The sequence below is a fragment of the Winslowiella toletana genome (assembly GCF_032164335.1).
Classification (GTDB): Bacteria; Pseudomonadota; Gammaproteobacteria; order Enterobacterales; family Enterobacteriaceae; genus Erwinia; species Erwinia toletana_A.
Genome location: NZ_CP134152.1, coordinates 3,388,791 through 3,406,022, shown reverse-complemented (window position 1 = coordinate 3,406,022; position 17,232 = coordinate 3,388,791). Strand labels below are relative to the sequence as shown.

At 53.2% G+C, this 17,232-nt stretch carries 20 protein-coding genes and 1 tRNA gene; 18 read left to right on the top strand and 3 right to left on the bottom strand.

The genetic code is table 11. The features are described 5' to 3' along the window. Nucleotides 1–91: 91 nt before the first annotated feature. The 8 genes from RIN69_RS15940 (at nucleotide 92) to RIN69_RS15905 (ending at nucleotide 6,620) form a co-directional block, all read left to right on the top strand. Nucleotides 92–355: a CDP-alcohol phosphatidyltransferase family protein gene (locus tag RIN69_RS15940; RefSeq protein WP_313852990.1), complete on the top strand. Its 264-nt coding sequence runs from the start codon at nucleotides 92–94 to the stop codon at nucleotides 353–355. Nucleotides 356–540: 185 nt separating this feature from the next. Then, the gene (gene tssF, locus RIN69_RS15935; protein WP_313852988.1) at nucleotides 541–2,295 is read left to right on the top strand and encodes a type VI secretion system baseplate subunit TssF; all 1,755 of its coding nucleotides are present in this window, start codon (nucleotides 541–543) and stop codon (nucleotides 2,293–2,295) included. Beyond that, entirely contained in the window at nucleotides 2,259–3,344 is a 1,086-nt protein-coding gene (gene tssG, locus RIN69_RS15930; protein WP_313852985.1) for a type VI secretion system baseplate subunit TssG, read from the top strand. The genes tssF and tssG overlap by 37 nt, the downstream gene beginning before the upstream one ends. Continuing rightward, nucleotides 3,322–3,867, top strand: coding sequence for a type VI secretion system lipoprotein TssJ (gene tssJ, locus RIN69_RS15925; protein WP_313852984.1), 546 nt, complete (start codon nucleotides 3,322–3,324; stop codon nucleotides 3,865–3,867). Before tssG ends, tssJ begins: the two co-directional genes overlap by 23 nt. Further along, nucleotides 3,867–4,322: a type VI secretion system baseplate subunit TssE gene (gene tssE / locus RIN69_RS15920; protein WP_313852982.1), complete on the top strand. Its 456-nt coding sequence runs from the start codon at nucleotides 3,867–3,869 to the stop codon at nucleotides 4,320–4,322. Before tssJ ends, tssE begins: the two co-directional genes overlap by 1 nt. A 39-nt stretch (nucleotides 4,323–4,361) precedes the next feature. Beyond that, nucleotides 4,362–4,832 carry a hypothetical protein gene (locus tag RIN69_RS15915; protein WP_313852980.1) on the top strand — a complete coding sequence of 157 codons (471 nt, stop codon included), beginning with the start codon at nucleotides 4,362–4,364 and terminating at the stop codon, nucleotides 4,830–4,832. Between the two features lie 53 nt (nucleotides 4,833–4,885). Continuing rightward, on the top strand, nucleotides 4,886–6,133 hold the full coding sequence (locus RIN69_RS15910) for a VasL domain-containing protein (protein WP_449361557.1): 1,248 nt from the start codon (nucleotides 4,886–4,888) through the stop codon (nucleotides 6,131–6,133). 85 nt (nucleotides 6,134–6,218) lie between these two features. Then, complete coding sequence (locus tag RIN69_RS15905; protein WP_313852977.1) at nucleotides 6,219–6,620, top strand: YdcA family protein; 402 nt, start codon at nucleotides 6,219–6,221, stop codon at nucleotides 6,618–6,620. Between the two features lie 63 nt (nucleotides 6,621–6,683). Here the strand turns inward: RIN69_RS15905 and RIN69_RS15900 are convergent. Next, nucleotides 6,684–6,758, bottom strand: a tRNA-Arg gene (locus RIN69_RS15900). Between the two features lie 74 nt (nucleotides 6,759–6,832). Then, the gene (locus tag RIN69_RS15895; protein ID WP_313852976.1) at nucleotides 6,833–7,765 is read right to left on the bottom strand and encodes a formate/nitrite transporter family protein; all 933 of its coding nucleotides are present in this window, start codon (nucleotides 7,763–7,765) and stop codon (nucleotides 6,833–6,835) included. Nucleotides 7,766–8,015: 250 nt separating this feature from the next. On the opposite strand from RIN69_RS15895, the gene ccmA reads away from it, so the two are divergent. From ccmA to mlaA, 10 genes are read left to right on the top strand one after another with little or no spacing between them, the layout of a single operon-like run. Next, complete coding sequence (ccmA, locus tag RIN69_RS15890) at nucleotides 8,016–8,633, top strand: cytochrome c biogenesis heme-transporting ATPase CcmA (RefSeq protein WP_313852975.1); 618 nt, start codon at nucleotides 8,016–8,018, stop codon at nucleotides 8,631–8,633. Continuing rightward, on the top strand, nucleotides 8,633–9,292 hold the full coding sequence (ccmB, locus tag RIN69_RS15885; RefSeq protein WP_313857770.1) for a heme exporter protein CcmB: 660 nt from the start codon (nucleotides 8,633–8,635) through the stop codon (nucleotides 9,290–9,292). The genes ccmA and ccmB overlap by 1 nt, the downstream gene beginning before the upstream one ends. A gap of 59 nt (nucleotides 9,293–9,351) precedes the next feature. After that, the gene (locus RIN69_RS15880) at nucleotides 9,352–10,095 is read left to right on the top strand and encodes a heme ABC transporter permease (protein ID WP_313852973.1); all 744 of its coding nucleotides are present in this window, start codon (nucleotides 9,352–9,354) and stop codon (nucleotides 10,093–10,095) included. Continuing rightward, nucleotides 10,092–10,319, top strand: a complete 228-nt coding sequence (gene ccmD, locus RIN69_RS15875) for a heme exporter protein CcmD (RefSeq protein ID WP_313852972.1) — start codon at nucleotides 10,092–10,094, stop codon at nucleotides 10,317–10,319. The genes RIN69_RS15880 and ccmD overlap by 4 nt, the downstream gene beginning before the upstream one ends. Before the next feature lie 2 nt (nucleotides 10,320–10,321). Beyond that, complete coding sequence (ccmE, locus tag RIN69_RS15870; RefSeq protein WP_313852970.1) at nucleotides 10,322–10,810, top strand: cytochrome c maturation protein CcmE; 489 nt, start codon at nucleotides 10,322–10,324, stop codon at nucleotides 10,808–10,810. After that, entirely contained in the window at nucleotides 10,807–12,762 is a 1,956-nt protein-coding gene (locus tag RIN69_RS15865; protein ID WP_313852969.1) for a heme lyase CcmF/NrfE family subunit, read from the top strand. The genes ccmE and RIN69_RS15865 overlap by 4 nt, the downstream gene beginning before the upstream one ends. Then, nucleotides 12,759–13,316 carry a DsbE family thiol:disulfide interchange protein gene (locus RIN69_RS15860; protein ID WP_313852968.1) on the top strand — a complete coding sequence of 186 codons (558 nt, stop codon included), beginning with the start codon at nucleotides 12,759–12,761 and terminating at the stop codon, nucleotides 13,314–13,316. The genes RIN69_RS15865 and RIN69_RS15860 overlap by 4 nt, the downstream gene beginning before the upstream one ends. Further along, a complete protein-coding gene (locus RIN69_RS15855; protein WP_313852966.1) occupies nucleotides 13,313–13,780 on the top strand; it encodes a cytochrome c-type biogenesis protein in 468 nt (155 codons plus the stop codon). Before RIN69_RS15860 ends, RIN69_RS15855 begins: the two co-directional genes overlap by 4 nt. Then, entirely contained in the window at nucleotides 13,777–14,997 is a 1,221-nt protein-coding gene (gene ccmI, locus RIN69_RS15850; RefSeq protein ID WP_313852964.1) for a c-type cytochrome biogenesis protein CcmI, read from the top strand. Before RIN69_RS15855 ends, ccmI begins: the two co-directional genes overlap by 4 nt. A 23-nt stretch (nucleotides 14,998–15,020) precedes the next feature. After that, complete coding sequence (gene mlaA, locus RIN69_RS15845) at nucleotides 15,021–15,782, top strand: phospholipid-binding lipoprotein MlaA (protein ID WP_313852962.1); 762 nt, start codon at nucleotides 15,021–15,023, stop codon at nucleotides 15,780–15,782. A gap of 81 nt (nucleotides 15,783–15,863) precedes the next feature. On the opposite strand, the gene fadL is transcribed toward mlaA, so the two are convergent. Then, on the bottom strand, nucleotides 15,864–17,141 hold the full coding sequence (gene fadL / locus RIN69_RS15840) for a long-chain fatty acid transporter FadL (protein ID WP_313852961.1): 1,278 nt from the start codon (nucleotides 17,139–17,141) through the stop codon (nucleotides 15,864–15,866). Nucleotides 17,142–17,232: the final 91 nt, after the last annotated feature.

Here is a 17,232-nt window from a genome sequence, read left to right as displayed (position 1 = left end):
ATGGAACTTAATTTAAAAGATCGTCGACCGATTGCAACACGGGATAAAAGCTGGGCAAAAAAATAGCACCCGCTGATTAAAGAATAAAGGCGTGACGCCAAATCAGATTTTACTTGCCAGTATTGGCTGCGTATTTATTTCAGGGCTTTATTTTTATATTGCCTTTAAGTTTGACGGCCAATGGCTAAAAATTCTGTTTCTTATACTGGCCGCTGTGATGATTCAGGGACAACTTATCTGTAATTTACTCGATGGTATGGTTGCCGTGGAAGGTGGAATGTCCAGCCCTGCAGGCCCGGTATTCAACGAATTACCTGACAGGATCTCTGACACGCCGAAGTTATTGGTGGAGTGATTTTTTCTAATTTATATCCCAAGGGACTTAGAAAAAGAGGATATGTATCTTGTAAAGGTATTCCGTCAGGATGGATGCCTGGCTTGGCCAAGAAATATGTCAAAGAATCTTCACTTTGCTCTCATTAAATCCGACTGCTTGTATTTATCGTAAAAAATGCAGCAATTAATTAAGCAGAAATTATTATGGACGACTTAACCCTACGTTATTACGACGCAGAAATGCGCTACCTGCTTGAAGCTGGTGAAGAGTTTGCCCGTGCCCATCCCGATCGGGCGGCGATGTTAAACCTCGACAAGGCTGGGGCGCGCGATCCTTACGTGGAACGCCTGTTTGAGGGATTTGCCTTTATGATGGGGCGGCTGCGTGAGAAGCTCGACGACGACCTACCGGAACTGACCGAAGGGCTGGTCAGTATGCTATGGCCGCACTATCTGCGTACCATCCCTTCGATGTCAGTGGTGGAGTTCACTCCAGACTGGCGTGAGATGAAAGAGATGATGCGTATCGCCAGGGGCTTTGAGGTACTTTCGCGCCCGATCGGCGAGAAGAGTACGCGCTGTCGTTACACCACCACTAAGGAGATCAACCTTCAGCCGCTGTCGCTGGAAAAAGCGACGTTGACTACCGATTCGGATGGGCGCTCCGTTGTCAGCCTGCGATTTAACTGCAGCAGTCTCGCCGACTGGAGCCGTATCGATCTCAGCCGTATTCCTCTCTATTTAAACGCCGACGCGCCGCTGGCCTGTGCCATGCATGAAGCCTTTACCATGAATGTTGCCAGAATGTGGCTGCGGCTTCCCGGCGATACCGACAGGCGCCCATTTGACGGATCTCTCGTCGCGCTGGGTTTTGGTGATGACGACGGCTTATGGCCGAAAGGCAGCAGTAGTTTCAGTGGTTATCAGCTGTTGCTTGAGTATTTTACCTTCCGCGAGAAGTTTATGTTCACCGGGCTGCAAGGACTGGAGACGGTCGATTTTCCGGCAGAGTTGCCGTGGTTTGAAATCGACGTGGTGCTGGCGGAACGCTGGGAGCATGATTTCAGCTTTAACGAGAAGCATCTCCGTCTCAATTGTGTGCCGGTAATCAACCTTTTCCCATTGGAATCTGACCCGCTGACGCTTAACTCGCTGCAGACGGAATATATGCTGCGCCCGATGCGTATCCAGGACGGACATACCGAGATTTACGCAGTTGATTCCGTGATGTCATCCAGCCAGCATGTCTACGTACCGTTTTCCAGCTTCCGTCACAAGGGCGGCATGATGCGACACGAGGCACCAGAATATTACTACCATACCCGTGTGCGTCGCGGGCCATCCGGGCTACACAATACCTGGCTGATCCTCGGGGGTGAAGCTTTTGATAACCACACTGTGCCGCAAGATGAGAGCCTCTCATTGACGCTGACCGGTACCAACGGCCAGTTACCGCGCCGCGCGCTGCAAAGCACCGTACTGGATACGGTGATGAAAACCACCTCAGCAAGTATCGTCGTGCGCAACCTGTGCGCCCCAACGCTGCCGTGCTATCCGCCAGATCAGGATCGTTTTCACTGGCGCGTGCTGAGTCATCTTGGCAGTGGTTTCCTGTCGATGATGGATAATGCCGAAGTGTTACGTGGCACGCTGGCGCTGTACGAGTGGACAAACAGCGAGGTGAACCGACGCCGGCTGGAGGCGATTATCGACGTCCGCCATAGTGAAACTGAACGCTTTGAACAGGGCTATCTGCTGCGCGGTGTGCAGATTGAAGTGACCCTTGACTGTAATGGTTTTGCCGGGAAAGGGGATATCTGTCTGTTTGGTGAAATGCTCAGCCGCTTTTTTGCGCTGTATACGGATATCTACCTGTTTAACCGACTGATTATTATTCTGCAACCAACTGGAGAACGCCTGGAATGGGAAGAGAAACACAATCGCCGCATTCCCGGCTGACCCCGCGGCTGGAAGCCGAACTGAACCGGATTAATTTTTACCGCTTCTGCCAGTTACTGGAAAAAAGCCAGCCAGCCAAACCGCTGCTGGGTTCAACCAGTCATCCATCGGACGATCCGGTTCGTTTCAGCCCTCATCCTGGAATGGGTTTCCCTGCCAGCGAACTTAAAGTGGTTGAATATGACGAAGAGGATGAAAGCAAACCTCCGGTGGTGCGCACGACCTTTATGGGAATGTACGGTGTCGACTCGCCGCTGCCGACGGCATATCTCGATGATATCACTCAGCGCAGGGAAGGGCATGAAGCGCTACAGAGCTTTCTCGATCTCTTCAGTCACCGCATTCTGACGCAGTTTTACCGTATCTGGCGTAAGTATTCCTATCCGGCCACCTTTGAAGCCGGCGGTAGTGACGCGATATCACAGTCGCTGCTGGGGCTGGTCGGTCTTGGCATTCCTGGTACAGCAAAACAGATTGCCACACCAGTCTCACGCTTTCTGGCACTGTTGAGCGTGCTGCGTCAGCCTGGGAAAACCCAGGAAGGGATGCAGGCTCTGGTCAGTCTGTTGGCACCGGAGACCTCGGTGAAGGTCAGTCCCTACAGCCTGCGACCGGTGGAGATCAGTCAGCCATTGGGTTTTTACGACGATCAAGATTTTCTGCTGGATGGCAACACACCGTTGGGCGATGAAGCGATGGATGCCAGCAGTCAGCTACTGATTGCGCTCTCGACGGAGAGTGAGCAGGAAACCAATGGCTGGCGGCCGGATGGGCTGTTGTATCAGGATTTTTTGGTGATGCTACGGGTGTATCTTGGCTGGCGGTTTAAAGCTCGTATTACTTTGACGGTAGGTACCCGGCTGTTAGCTGTTCCGCCACTGGGCGACGCGCCTTTCTGGCTGGGAATGAACGGCGTGCTGGGTATTGAAGAAGAGAGCATGCCAGATGACATCTCACCGACCTTCACCACTGAACTGGGATATTACAGCGGCTTGCAGCCTGCAACGCTACAACAAGGAAATCGACGTGTTACTTACAAATTTGACTAGAACCGCGTTCTGGCTGACGCCGCTGCTGGCGCTTAGTCTCACCGGTTGTGGCCTGACGCAGAGCGTCACGGATGGCAGCAAATCGGCTTTTAACTCAGTGTTTTATAAAAAAATTAAAGTTCTGCATCTCGATTTTACCGCTCGTGAAGCGCTTAATACCGATGCCAGGGAGAGTAATTCTCTTTCCGAACCAGTGGTGCTGCGTATCTATCAATTAAAAGATCGAAAAACTTTCGACAAAACGGTTTATCAGCAATTGCTGAGGGACGGAGATAATCTACTACAAGCGGATCTGCTTGCCAGCCGCGATGTGGTTGTTAAGCCTGGCGGTGATGCCTCACTGGATATGCCGATGGAAGCTGAGGCAAAGTTTGTCGCAGTGGTGGGCCTGTTCCGTCATCCTGATATGGCAAAGAATAACTGGAAGCGAGTGCTGGAGCGTGAGGAGCTGGATCCTGATAAACCACGTGTTCTCGAGGCCGGTAACAACAGCCTGCGGCTGTTGCCGATAAAGGAGAACTGATGCCACAGGGACACAATGCACCTTCACTGTACGAAATGCTGACGGGCAACTTCAGCGGCGGTCTCGATCTGCATCAGGTCAGCGAGCAGAATCAGGTAATTTTATCGGTGCTGGACAATATGCAGCGCATCCTCAACTGTCGTGCCGGCACGCTGGCGCATTTGCCGGATTATGGCCTGCCGGATATGACCAAAATCCTGCAGGGGATGCCCGGTACCGCTCATCAACTGATGACCACGCTGTCCACTGTCCTGCTGAAATATGAGCCCCGGCTAAAAAGAATTAGCGTGGTGATGCTGGAGCAGGAGATTCCCGGTGAATTGCGGTATGCCATCGATGCTGAGCTGAAAGGAATTGGGCTGGTTCGCTATGGTACCGAATTTATGCCGGAAGGACGGGTGTTGATTCGCCATCTTAAGCAGCAAAACTACTTCGATAATCAGACACGATTATAGGTCGCTCCGGGCGCCGGACGGGAAATTACAGGGAAAAAGATGTCAGTAAAAGCGCGATTTTTGAAAAGGCTTCTGGAGCAGCAAGGGCGTCACGATAGCTTTGAAAATAAAAGCCAGGCAGATCTGGCGTTGTTTCGTCAGCGGATGCATTTGCTTCAGGAAGAGATGGAAAACTGGCTCAAGGATTCGGGTATCCGGGTTGAAACTTTCACCGTGCGGCTGATCGATTTGCTGGTGGGCAACAGCGCTTTTGACGTTCCCGGGCATCAGCTTCGCTATGAAGGCAGGACGATTAAATTTACGCCAATTTTTTTATACGGGCAGGGCGTGACGGGCTGTGTTGAAGCTACGCTTTGCGTTGAAGGAAAGATCACCCCCCTCTGCCGTTTATTTATGCGCTCGGGCAAGGCCACCGACTGGACCTGCACCCAGACTGGCATATTGTCCAGGCCCGATCGTCTGTTAAACGAAGAAGTATTTTTCGGCATTATCGAAGGTCTGCTGCCCTGACTGATGCGCTGCCTTTCGCCATTATCATTCTCATTTTTATCAACTGACGGAAATTGTCCGTGAATAATCATAATCAACTTAAAACCGGCAGCGACCCGCGCGCGCTGCCGGATTACGTCGCCCTGCGTGATGAGCTGGCTAAGTTGTCACATCCGGCGCGACCCGATGTGAACTGGGCGCGAGTGGAGCAGCTGAGTCTGTCGCTGTTTCGCCAAAACGGTGTGGAGCTGCAGACGGTGTGCTGGTATACGCTGGCGCGCACCCGTCAGGCCGGAATGAACGGCCTTAACGAAGGGCTGGCGATTATTGAAGCACTGCTGATGCATCAGTGGGGCGTGATGTGGCCGCAGCCGGTCCATGCGCGGATGGAAATCCTCGCCGCATTCAGTCAGCGTCTGCAATCGCTGCTGCGTACTCTCAGTTTGCGGTACGCCGATTTACCTCTGGTTTATCAGGCAGAACAACATCTCAACGGTATTCGTCAGGTATTGCAGCGCCTGGAGCTGAAAAATGTCAGCCAGATGGGCGAACTGTGCACGTTTATGCACAACGCGGCAACAAGGCTTGAGAATATGGATGCAGAGAGCAGTGATAATAATGCGGTGATATTACCCGCGTCATCCTGCGACTCGCCTGGCCCGACACCCGCAGCGCCTTCTGAACCGCTGGTTTATGTAGCCCGTGAAGAACCTGTTGCGCCACGCATCGTCACTGACTCTTCAAAGCCTGCAGCCAAAAAGCCGTGGAAAAGTTTTGCTGCCGGTATGCTGACCATGCTGATACTGGCTGCAGCAGGTTTATGGAGCTGGCAGATTATTCGTCCGGTGGAAAGTAGTCCCGTGCCTGTATTGGCAGATAAAACTGCCCTGACAGAACTGGGGCAGTTTTCGCCACTGTGGCTACAGAACTACGGTTTTGAACTGGCTGCCAGAGCGAAACCGGAAGATTCAGACAGTCTGAAAGCGCAGTGGCAGCAGCATATTATTGGCAATGCTCTGCCATCTGAGGCGCTTTCAGGCTGGCATCAGGGAATGGAAGGCCTTCGCGAGCTGACCAGACGCCTCAATGCACTTGATGAGCGTAAAGGTAAATACCTGACCGGTTCTGAGCTGAAGTCGATGGTGTTTGCGATAACGCAGAACTTCGGGCGCTCGGTTCCGGTGGAAGAGCAGTTAAACCAACTGGCTCAGATTGAGAGCGGGGCGCCGCTCCCCGCTGCGCTGCTGTCGCAAACCGATATGCGCCTGAACCAGCTGCTTAACCGTTACGCATTAATAAAGCAGCAAGTGGAAAAACCATGATTTTAAGTAATGGCTCAGATTGGCTATGCGGGAGAGCATTAAGATCGAACACTGAATAGCGTTGAATTATATTATCGGAGGATAAATGAAAAAAATAATACCACTGTTGATGCTGAGCCTGCTGGTAGCCACACAGACAGATGCCGCACGTGGTCGGCAGCCTTGTTCAGGATCTAAAGGCGGAATTTCTCATTGTACGACAGGTGGTGCGTTTGTTTGTAACGACGGCAGTTTAAGTCAGTCGAAACGAGTCTGTTCAGGTTATGGTTCAGGTTCCAGTCAGCAGATAACATCTTCAGCAACGGTCAAAAAAGTTCAGCAGAAGAAAGCAGTAACAGCACCCAAAAAAAAAGTAGTATCTCCACCTGTTGTGGAAAATGAGGAGTCGGTACAGCTACAACCAAGAAAACCTACCTGTGCGCCGCTCTATATGGCAAGTAAGCCTGGTTTTACCCACTTACCCATTTGTTCCGGAAACCAGTATTAATTAGCGTAACACTTAGCTGAATTGAGGGTAAGTGAATTATAGCGGGTTCAAAAAAGCGTTCTGTGGCGTCCCCTGCAGGAATCGAACCTACAACTAGCCCTTAGGAGGGGCTCGTTATATCCATTTAACTAAGGGGACGAGGACGGGCAGTATAGCGCATTTTTACACGCAGATTAACTACTTACCCGTCCAATTGCTTATTCTGTCGCCAGTCAGGACTGACTATTTTCTGCCGATTGCTCCTCGCGCTCTGCTTTGCGTTTTTTCGCTGCCGCTTCTGCCTTGGCTTTCTGGCTAATTTCATTACGAATTTGCGCATGGCTGATCAGCGCAAAAATAAAGGTTCCGCCAATAATATTGCCAGCCAGCGTCGGCAGCGCGAAAGGCCAGAAAAACTCATACCACGGGATCGTGCCGTCAAATACCAGATAGAGCACCTCGACCGAACCCACCACGATATGGGCTAAATCGCCCAGCGCCACCAGCCATGTCATCATAATGATTACCACGATTTTGGCTGCGCCGGCTGAAGGGAACATCCACACCATTGTGGCGATAATCCAGCCTGAAACCACTGCGTTAGCAAACATTTCGGCAGGCGGGTTGGCCATCACTTTTTCACTGATATGGGTAAAGGCTTCACGCGTGGCGTCGTCGAAAATAGGCATATGATTAAATGCCAGCGCGGCCAGCCCGGTGCCAACAATATTGCCCATTAATACAATGCCCCACAGGCGGAGCAGCAACAGAAAATTGCTGCCGGTAGGTTTGTGCATAATCGGCAGCACGGCGGTTACGGTATTTTCCGTAAACAGTTGTTGGCGTGCCATGATGACAATGACAAAACCAAAGGTGTAGCCGAGGTTTTCCAGCAAAAATCCACCGGGAAGGTCGCCAAGGTGTACCTGGAAAATCCCTTTGGCCATCAGCGAAGCGCCCATTGATAAACCCGCGGCAATCGCCGACCACAGCAGGGCCATGCCGTCGCGTTCCAGCTCCTTTTCGCCGTCTGAACGAATTTGCTCATGAACAGCTGCCGCAGCCGAAGGTAACTCTTCCTCATCTACTTCAATTTCTTTTCCCTGTTCACTTTCTTCACTCTCTACTTCTACATCATCCAGTTGATTTTTATCTTGCTGCGCCATGATTTTCCTCGGTGATAGCTGACGTTACGCTCTTTAAGCGTAGTGGGTTTTTATCACCGTGATAAAATGTAACCTTAAGTTATAAGAAGGGTAACAAAGCTTTAACTTTGGGTTATTTTTAAGCAATAAAAGGTGCAATTGATGGCATATCCATCATAACGCCAGGGTCAATAAGGGCGATCGGGCTGCGAAGTAATGCTCCCTTATGTTATTATTCTGATCTTAATTATTCTGTGTGACTCTCTCCCCGATGCTGGAAGCTAAAAATCTGACATGTATCCGCGATGAACGATTTCTGTTTAGCGACCTGAGTTTTCTGGTTTCAGCAGGCGATATCGTGCAGATCGAAGGACCGAACGGAGCCGGTAAAACGTCGTTGCTGCGTTTGCTGGCTGGGCTTAGCCGGCCGGAAAGCGGTGAGGTGCTGTGGCATCAGCAGGATATTCGCCAGCAGCGCGATCGGTGGCATAGCGAATTACTCTATCTCGGCCATCAGCCGGGAGTTAAAGCGGTATTAACCCCGCTGGAAAATCTTGCCTTTTATCATGCCGGCTGCGATGAAGATCAACTGTTTGCCGCGCTGGAAGCAGTAGACTTGCTCGGATTTGAAGAGCTGGCGGTGGCTCAGCTTTCCGCCGGACAGCAGCGGCGTGTAGCGCTGGCACGTTTATGGTTGAGTCGCGCCAAATTATGGATTCTTGATGAGCCACTGACGGCTATCGATAAATCAGGCGTAGAAAAACTGATGTCTCTCTTTTCACAGCATGCGCAGCAGGGTGGGGCGGTGATTTTAACCACGCACCAGGATCTGCCCGATGCGTTTCAGACGGTGCGCAAAATTCAGCTGACCGCTGCGGAGGCGGTGTGATGCTGTGGCGGGTAATAAAGCGCGAGCTGCAAATCGCCTTTCGCAGTGGTGCTGAGATCGTCAATCCCCTGTGGTTTTTCCTGATTGTCATCACCCTGTTTCCACTCGGCGTTGGGCCGGAGCCTCAGCTGCTGGCGCGTATTGCCCCCGGCATCGTCTGGGTTGCCGCATTGCTTTCTTCACTGTTAGCGCTGGAGCGACTGTTTCGCGACGACTTTATGGATGGCTCGCTGGAGCAATTGTTGCTGTTGCCAACGCCGCTGGCGATTACCGTGCTCGGCAAGGTTATCGCGCACTGGCTGATCACCGGTTTACCGCTGCTGCTGCTGTCGCCTCTGGCGGCCCTGCTGCTGTCGCTGGATTTTGCCAGCTGGCGCGCGATGGCGCTGACGCTGTTACTGGGCACGCCAACCTTGAGTTTTCTCGGCGCGATTGGCGTGGCGCTGACGGTTGGACTGCGCCGCGGTGGCGTGTTGTTAAGTTTGCTGGTGTTGCCTCTGGCGATTCCGGTACTGATTTTTGCCAGTGCGGCAATTGATGCCGCCGGTCAGGGATTAGCGATTGACGGTTATCTGGCGATCCTCGGCGCGATGATGGTTGGCAGCGCCACGCTGGCTCCATTTGCCACGGCGGCAGCACTGCGCATCAGCCTGCATTAACGGCTGTCGCAGCATGATAATAACGACAACTTTTTTTATTTTATTGTGAGCAATTAAACATGTGGAAGTGGTTACATCAGCTGGCGAAGCCGGAGCGGCTTTATCAGTTATGTGGGCGACTGGTGCCCTGGTTTACCCTTGCTGGTCTGGCATCCCTGCTGCTCGGTTGGATATGGGGCTTCGGCTTCGCACCGGCGGATTATCAGCAGGGTGACAGCTATCGCATTATCTATATTCACGTGCCGGCCGCCATGTGGTCGATGGGTATTTATGCCTCAATGGCTATCGCGGCGTTTGTTGGGCTGGTGTGGCAGATCAAAACCGCCGATTTGGCAGCGGCGGCGATGGCACCGGTTGGTGCGGTGTTTACCTTTATTGCACTGGTAACCGGTTCCGCCTGGGGTAAACCGATGTGGGGAACCTGGTGGATCTGGGATGCGCGACTGACTTCCGAGCTGGTGCTGCTGTTCCTTTATATGGGCGTGATAGCGCTTTACAGCTCCTTTGAGGATCGCCGCGTGGCCGGGCGCGCCGCCGGGATACTTATCCTGGTCGGGGTGGTAAATATCCCGATTATTCATTACTCGGTTCAGTGGTGGAATACTCTGCATCAGGGGTCTTCCGGCGTGCTGCAACAGGCCATTGCGCCAAGTATGCGCACCCCGCTGCGCTGGTCGATTCTCGGTTATCTGCTGGTGTTTATTGCCCTGACGCTGATGCGCTTGCGTAATCTGTTACTGCTGACCGAACGCCACCGTCCATGGGTGGCAGACGTGGCGGCAAAGGGAGGGCGCAAAGCATGACGCCGGCTTTCTCATCCTGGCAAGCATTCTTCGCCATGGGCGGCTATGCCTTTTATGTCTGGCTGGCCGTCTGTTTCACCGTGATCCCGCTGATCGCGCTGCTTATTCACAGCGTGCTGCAACGCCGTCGGTTGCTGGCTGAAATCCGCCAGCGCCAGTCACGCGAACGTCGTATCCGTGCGGCAAAAACAAAAAAAGCCGTCACTGAAGCGGCAGGAGAGTAACAGTGAATACCCGTCGTAAGAATCGCCTGTATCTGATACTGGCGATACTGATTGGCCTTGGTCTGGCGACCGCGCTGGTAATGTACGCCCTGCGATCGAATATTGACCTGTTTTATACACCCAGTGAAATTATTAATGGCAAAGGTGCGGCGCAGGAAAAACCTGAACCCGGTCAGCGCCTGCGCGTTGGCGGCATGGTGATGCCGGGCAGTGTAAAGCGTGACCCGCAGACGCTGCGTGTCTCTTTCAAACTGTATGACGCCAACGGGGTAGTCAGCGTCAGTTACGAAGGCATTTTGCCAGATCTGTTCCGTGAAGGGCAGGGGGTAGTGGCTCAGGGCGTGCTGGAATCAGGCAACCAGATCAATGCCAAAGAAGTGCTGGCTAAGCATGATGAAAAATACACTCCGCCGGAAATTGAAGACGCGATGAAGCAGAATCACCAGCGTCCTGCAGATGCCTATCAGCCAGCACAAGGTGGTCAGTCATGATCCCTGAAATTGGCAGTTTTCTGCTTTGTCTGGCGCTGGCACTTTCGCTGCTGCTGAGTATCTATCCGCTGTGGGGCGCATCGCGTCAGGATGCGCGGCTGATGGCGCTGGCGCGCCCGCTGACTTACGGGCTGTTTTTCTGTATTGCCGCCGCCTTCGCGATACTGGTTCATGCTTTTATCGTCAATGATTTCAGCGTGGCTTATGTAGCGACCAACTCCAACACCCTGTTGCCGGTTTACTACCGTATTGCCGCCACCTGGGGTGCGCATGAAGGTTCGCTGCTGCTGTGGGTGCTGCTGTTAAGTTGCTGGACGCTACTGGTGGCGCTGTTGAGTCGCGGTATGCCGCTGGATTCCATTGCCCGCGTGCTGGCAGTGATGGGAATGATTAACCTCGGTTTTCTGCTGTTTATCACTCTGACATCCAATCCGTTTACCCGCACGCTGCCGGATATTCCGATTGATGGTAATGATCTGAATCCGATGCTGCAGGATATCGGGCTGATTTTCCATCCGCCGCTGCTGTATATGGGCTATGTCGGATTTTCGGTGGCGTTTGCGTTTGCGATTGCTTCGCTGATGGCGGGTCGGCTGGATACCGCGTGGGCGCGCTGGTCGCGTCCGTGGACTACCGCCGCGTGGGTGTTTCTGACCATTGGTATCGTGCTGGGCTCGGCCTGGGCTTACTATGAACTGGGCTGGGGCGGCTGGTGGTTCTGGGATCCGGTTGAAAACGCTTCATTTATGCCGTGGCTGGCTGGTACTGCACTGATTCACTCACTGGCGGTGACGGAAAAGCGCGGCACTTTTAAAGCCTGGACGGTATTGCTGGCAATTAGCGCGTTCTCGCTTAGCCTGCTGGGCACGTTCCTTGTTCGTTCCGGCGTACTGGTTTCGGTGCACTCTTTTGCCTCCGATCCGGCGCGCGGCATGTTTATTCTCGCCTTCCTGGTGATTGTAATCGGCGGTTCGCTGCTGCTGTACGCGGTGAAGGGCGGGAAGGTGCGCGGTCGGGTGCTGAACGAGCTTTGGTCGCGCGAGTCGTTTCTGTTGGGCAACAATGTGTTACTGGTCGCCGCCATGCTGGTGGTGTTGCTGGGAACGCTACTGCCGCTGGTGCATAAGCAGCTGGGCCTCGGCACGATTTCTATCGGTGAACCCTTCTTTAATACCATGTTCAGCTGGCTGATGGCTCCGCTGGCGCTGATGCTCGGCATCGGGCCGCTGGTCCGCTGGCGTCGTGACGAGCCGCAAAAACTGTGGAAACGGCTGGCGCTGGCGCTGGTGGCAACGCTGGCGTTATCGGTGCTGCTGCCGTGGCTGATGCAGGACCGTATTGAAGCGATGACGGTGGTGGGGCTGATGATGGCGCTGTGGGTGATTATTCTGACGCTGATGGAGTTGCATGAGCGTGCCACCCATCGCCATAGCTTCTTTAAAGGTTTAACTAAGCTGTCGCGCAGCCACTGGGGCATGGTTCTGGGCCACCTTGGCGTTGCGGTAACGGTAATTGGCATCGCCTTTAGTCAGAATTATAGCGTCGAGCGCGACGTGCGGATGAAAGCTGGCGACAGCGTTGATATTGATAACTATCACTTTGTTTTCCGCGATGTGCGCCAGCTGAATGGCCCGAATTACAGCGGCGGCGTGGCGCTGATTGACGTCACCCGCAATGGTAAACATGAAGCGACGCTGCATGCGGAAAAACGGTTTTACAGTGTGACCCGTTCAATGATGACCGAAGCGGCCATTGACGGTGGATTAACCCGCGATCTCTATGCGGCGCTCGGTGAAGAGCTGGGCGACAACTCATGGGCAGTGCGCATTTACTTTAAGCCGTTTGTGCGCTGGATTTGGTTCGGTGGCCTGTTTATGGCATTAGGCGGCATTCTTTGTCTGCTCGATCCGCGCTATCGCTCGCGTAATAAAGTTCAGCAGGAGCCCGCATGAACAAGAAGATTCTTTTTATTCCGCTAATTCTGTTTCTGCTACTGGCAGCGGCGCTGTTGTCTCAGCTGTCGCGCAATGCCGATGGTGAAGATCCTACGCTGCTGGAGTCGGCATTAATTGGCAAACCGGTACCAGTATTTAAGCTGGAGTCGCTGGATCAGCCCGGTAAGACTTACGATCAGGCCGTACTGAACGATGGCAAGCCGATTTTGCTGAATGTCTGGGCCACCTGGTGTCCGACCTGTCGTGCTGAACATCAGTATCTTAACTCGCTGGCCCGGCAGGGTATTCGGGTCGTCGGGCTGAACTATAAAGACGATCGCAATAAAGCAGTGAACTGGCTGAATACGCTGGGTAATCCCTATGCGTTGAGTCTGTATGACGGCGACGGCATGCTGGGACTGGATTTGGGCGTCTATGGCGCGCCAGAAACCTTCCTGATCGACGGCAACGGCATTATCCGTTATCGCCACGCCGGTGATATGAATGAGCGCGTCTGGCAGCAGGAAGTGAAACCGCTGTGGGATAAATACAGTCAGGAGTCCGCTTCGTGAGATCGCTGATGACACTGCTGGTGGGAATGCTGTTGAGTTTCAGCGCGTTTGCCGCCATCGATACCTGGCAATTTGATTCGCCGCAGCAAGAACAGCAGTACCGCGAGTTGACGGAATCGCTGCGCTGCCCAAAATGTCAGAACAACAGTATTGCTGATTCCAACGCGATGATTGCCGCCGATATGCGCCTGAAAGTTTATCAGCTGACGAAGCAGGGGCAGAGTAAACAGCAGATCACCGATTATATGGTGGCGCGCTACGGTCATTTTGTGACTTATCAGCCGCCGCTGACGCTGTCCACGCTGATTCTCTGGGCGGGCCCGGCGCTGTTTGTGGTGATGGGGGCCTTAGTGATTATCCTGCGAAGCAGAAAGCGTCAGCCGTCGCAGCAACAGCAGCGATTCGATGCCGCCGATCAGCAGCGTCTTGATGAGCTATTGAAGAATAACAGGAAGCAACCATGAGCGTGTTTTGGCTAACCCTTGGCGGGTTGTTGTTGGCGGCCAGTGCATTACTGCTGATTGCTGGCTGGCGCAGCCGTAATGCCAGCGCCGACGATCGCGATACCCTGAATAAAGCGTTTTATCATCAGCGTTTACAGGAGCTGGAACAGGATGAAGCGCAGGGCGTGGTGGCAGAACGACCTGAAATGGTGCGCGAGTTACAGCAAACGCTGCTGACTGATATTCCGGCTGGCCAGCAGGCGCAGTCGCGCAGCGTCAGTCGTTGGGTATTGCTGCCGGGCGTGCTGGTGATTTTTATTGTCAGCCTTGGGCTCTATTTTAAAGTCGGCGGCCTGCCACAGTTAATGGTCTGGCAGCAGATTAATAACGATCTTCCTGCGCTGCGTGCCCGGGTAATGGACCCGAACGGCAAACCGCTGACGATGGAAGAACTGGCGCGTCTCGGCCTCGGCATTCGGAGCGAGCTGCAAAACGATCCGCAAAATATTAATGACTGGCTGATGCTGGGAAGAATTGGCATGGTGCTGAATAATGCCACAACCGCCAGCCAGGCATTTCAGCATGCGCTGCAACTCTCACCGAACGACGCCGGGATTAAACTCAGCTACGCTGAAGTACTGACCCGCTCCAGCGATCCGCAGGATAATCGTGAAGCCGAACTGCTGCTGCAACAGATGTTGCAGGCGGATAAAAACGATCTGCAGGTGCTGGGCTTGTTGGCATTTAATGCTTTCCAGCAGCAACAATACGATCGCGCCATCAGTTTCTGGCAGCAAATACTGACACTGCTTCCGGCGGGCGATCGCCGCGTGGAGAGGGTTCAGCGTAGTATCGAGCAGGCGAAAACTGATTCCGGCAAGCAATCCAGTAAGCTGGCTGTTACCGTCAGTCTGTCGGCAGAGGCAGAAAAAATGTTACATGAAGACGGAGTATTGTATATTTCTGTTTCTGACGGTGTTTCACCGGTTCCGGTGGCGGTGAAAAAACTGCCGCTGAGTCATTTTCCACTATCGCTGACGCTTGATGACAGCAATGCCATGATGCCCGAGCGTCTGCTTTCGGCGCAGCATCAGGTGCAAGTACGCGTGCGCATCTCGCGTGATGGCAGCGCGAATCCTCAGCCGGGTGACTGGCGGGGGGAAAGCGCTGTGACGCCATTCGACGGTCATCAGCAGCTGGCGGTAGAGATTAATCAGCTGGTTCAAAGCACCAGATAATCTATCAGTACAGGGAGAACAACATGAATTACCGCCTGACGGGATTGGCACTGGCAAGTGTGCTGCTGGTTGGCTGTGCCAGTTCCAATGACGCGAACGAGCCGCAAGGGCGTTCCGATCCGCTGGAAGGTTTCAACCGTACCATGTTTAACTTCAACTATAACGTGTTGGATCCGTATGTGGTGCGCCCTGTAGCCGTAGCATGGCGAGATTACGTGCCAGCGCCGGCGCGTACCGGGTTGGGAAACTTCCTCGGTAACCTTGATGAGCCAGCGGCGATGGTCAACTCCTTCCTGCGTGGTGACCCGTATCGCGGTATGGTGCACTTTAACCGTTTCTTCCTGAATACCATTCTCGGTATGGGCGGCTTTATTGACGTCGCAGGCATGGCTAACCCGAAACTGGCGCGTGAAGAGCCACAACGTTTTGGTGGCACGCTGGGTGCCTGGGGTGTCGGCTACGGTCCGTATGTTGAATTACCGGCCTATGGCGGCTTTACGCTACGTGAAGATGGCGGTGATTATGTTGATACCGTGTATCCGGCATTGAGCTGGCTGACCTTCTGGATGTCGGCAGGCAAATGGGTGCTGGAAGGGGTAGAGACACGTGCTCAACTGCTGGATTCCGACGCGATGCTGCGCAATACCAGCGATCCTTATGCCTTTGTGCGTAACGCTTACTTCCAGCGTCATGACTTCCTGGCAAGTGGCGGTAAGCTGAGACCGATGGAAAATCCGAACGCTGCGGCGATTCAGGACGATCTGGACGATATCGATTCGCAATAGGTCAATTATTCGACGTCCTGCAAACAGCATACTTTGAGAAAGGGAGCCGATATAACGGCTCCCTTTTTGTATTGCCTCAAATCAGAAGCGGTAGTTCAGGTTAGCGCCATACAGCCAGGCTTTGCCTTCAGATTCGAAGGTGTACGGGCCTTCTTTCACCGTTACGTGCTGGCCGTGCATATAGGAAACACCGACGTCGACCGAAGCATCCTGGTTAATAGCGTAGGAAGCACCGGCGCTTAACCACAGACGATCCTGGTCAGGAATAGAGATTGAGCGTTTATCGGCTGGCACCGGGCTGTCATCAAAGGCGATACCGGTACGGAAAGTCCAGTTGTCGTCATAGAAGTAGCTGGTACCCAGCGCGATGCGGTAAGCATCTTTAAAGCCTTCATCTTTCTGGAAAAGCGTCTGGCCATTGTTACCGGTGGCTTTCAGCTCCTGGAACTGGCTCCAGCTGGTGTAAGCCAGGCTGTAGTGAACCGCCCACTGTGGTGCGACTTTATGGTAACCCGACACTTCCCACATTTCCGGCAGGTTCAGCGTCAGAGAACCCGGTATGGTATTGCCGTCGGTGCCGTAAGGCAGGCCAAGCAGACCGCCAATCGGGTTGATTGCTGATGGCAGATCGCTTTTATAGTCACCGTCGAAGTCGATTTTAACTTCTGAGCGATAGGTAAAGCCAAAGCGGTTTTTGTCATCCACTTCATACAGAATACCGGCGTTCCAGCCGTAGCCCCATTTATCGCCTTTCAGGTGAGCAATCTGGGTATCAGGCGCAAGACCCAGCTGTGAGCCTGCTTCACCGGCGTAGCGCTCAATTTTCGCTTTGGCATAAACCGCGTCAAATCCGACACCAAAACTGAAGTGTTCATTCAGTCGATAAGCGGTGCTGATATTAAAGTTACCGGTCATCAGGTCAGTGGTACCGGCGAAACCGCCCGCGGCATAGCCTTTATTAAATTCGGTTGCCAGGCCGTAATTACTGGTAATGGATGCGCCAACCCACCACTGATCGTTAATCGGCTGCACATAGTGAATATTCGGTACCCACTGCGTTGGCGCAATATTATCGGCTTTCAGACTGGCGCCTGAACTGCTGGTGCCATCAATATTGACATCAGGGTCGATAAATACCGCACCGATCGAGAATTCTGGACGATTCATTAGTGCCATGGTTGCCGGGTTACGGCTGGCTGAGGCTGCAGTATCTCCCATCGCACCTTCGCCAGAATATGCGCGACCTAAACCAATCGAGGAGAATTCATTGAGCTGAAAGCCCGCTGCATACACCTGAGAAGAGACTAATGCTACTGCAGCTGCCACAGCTGACTTTGCAAACAGGTTCTTATGGTTCATGACCACAACCTCATTATCTGATTTTTATTAAACTCTGTTACGAAGCGTAACAAGGATCGCGGATTGTAGGGACTGACAGTCTGTTAACAAA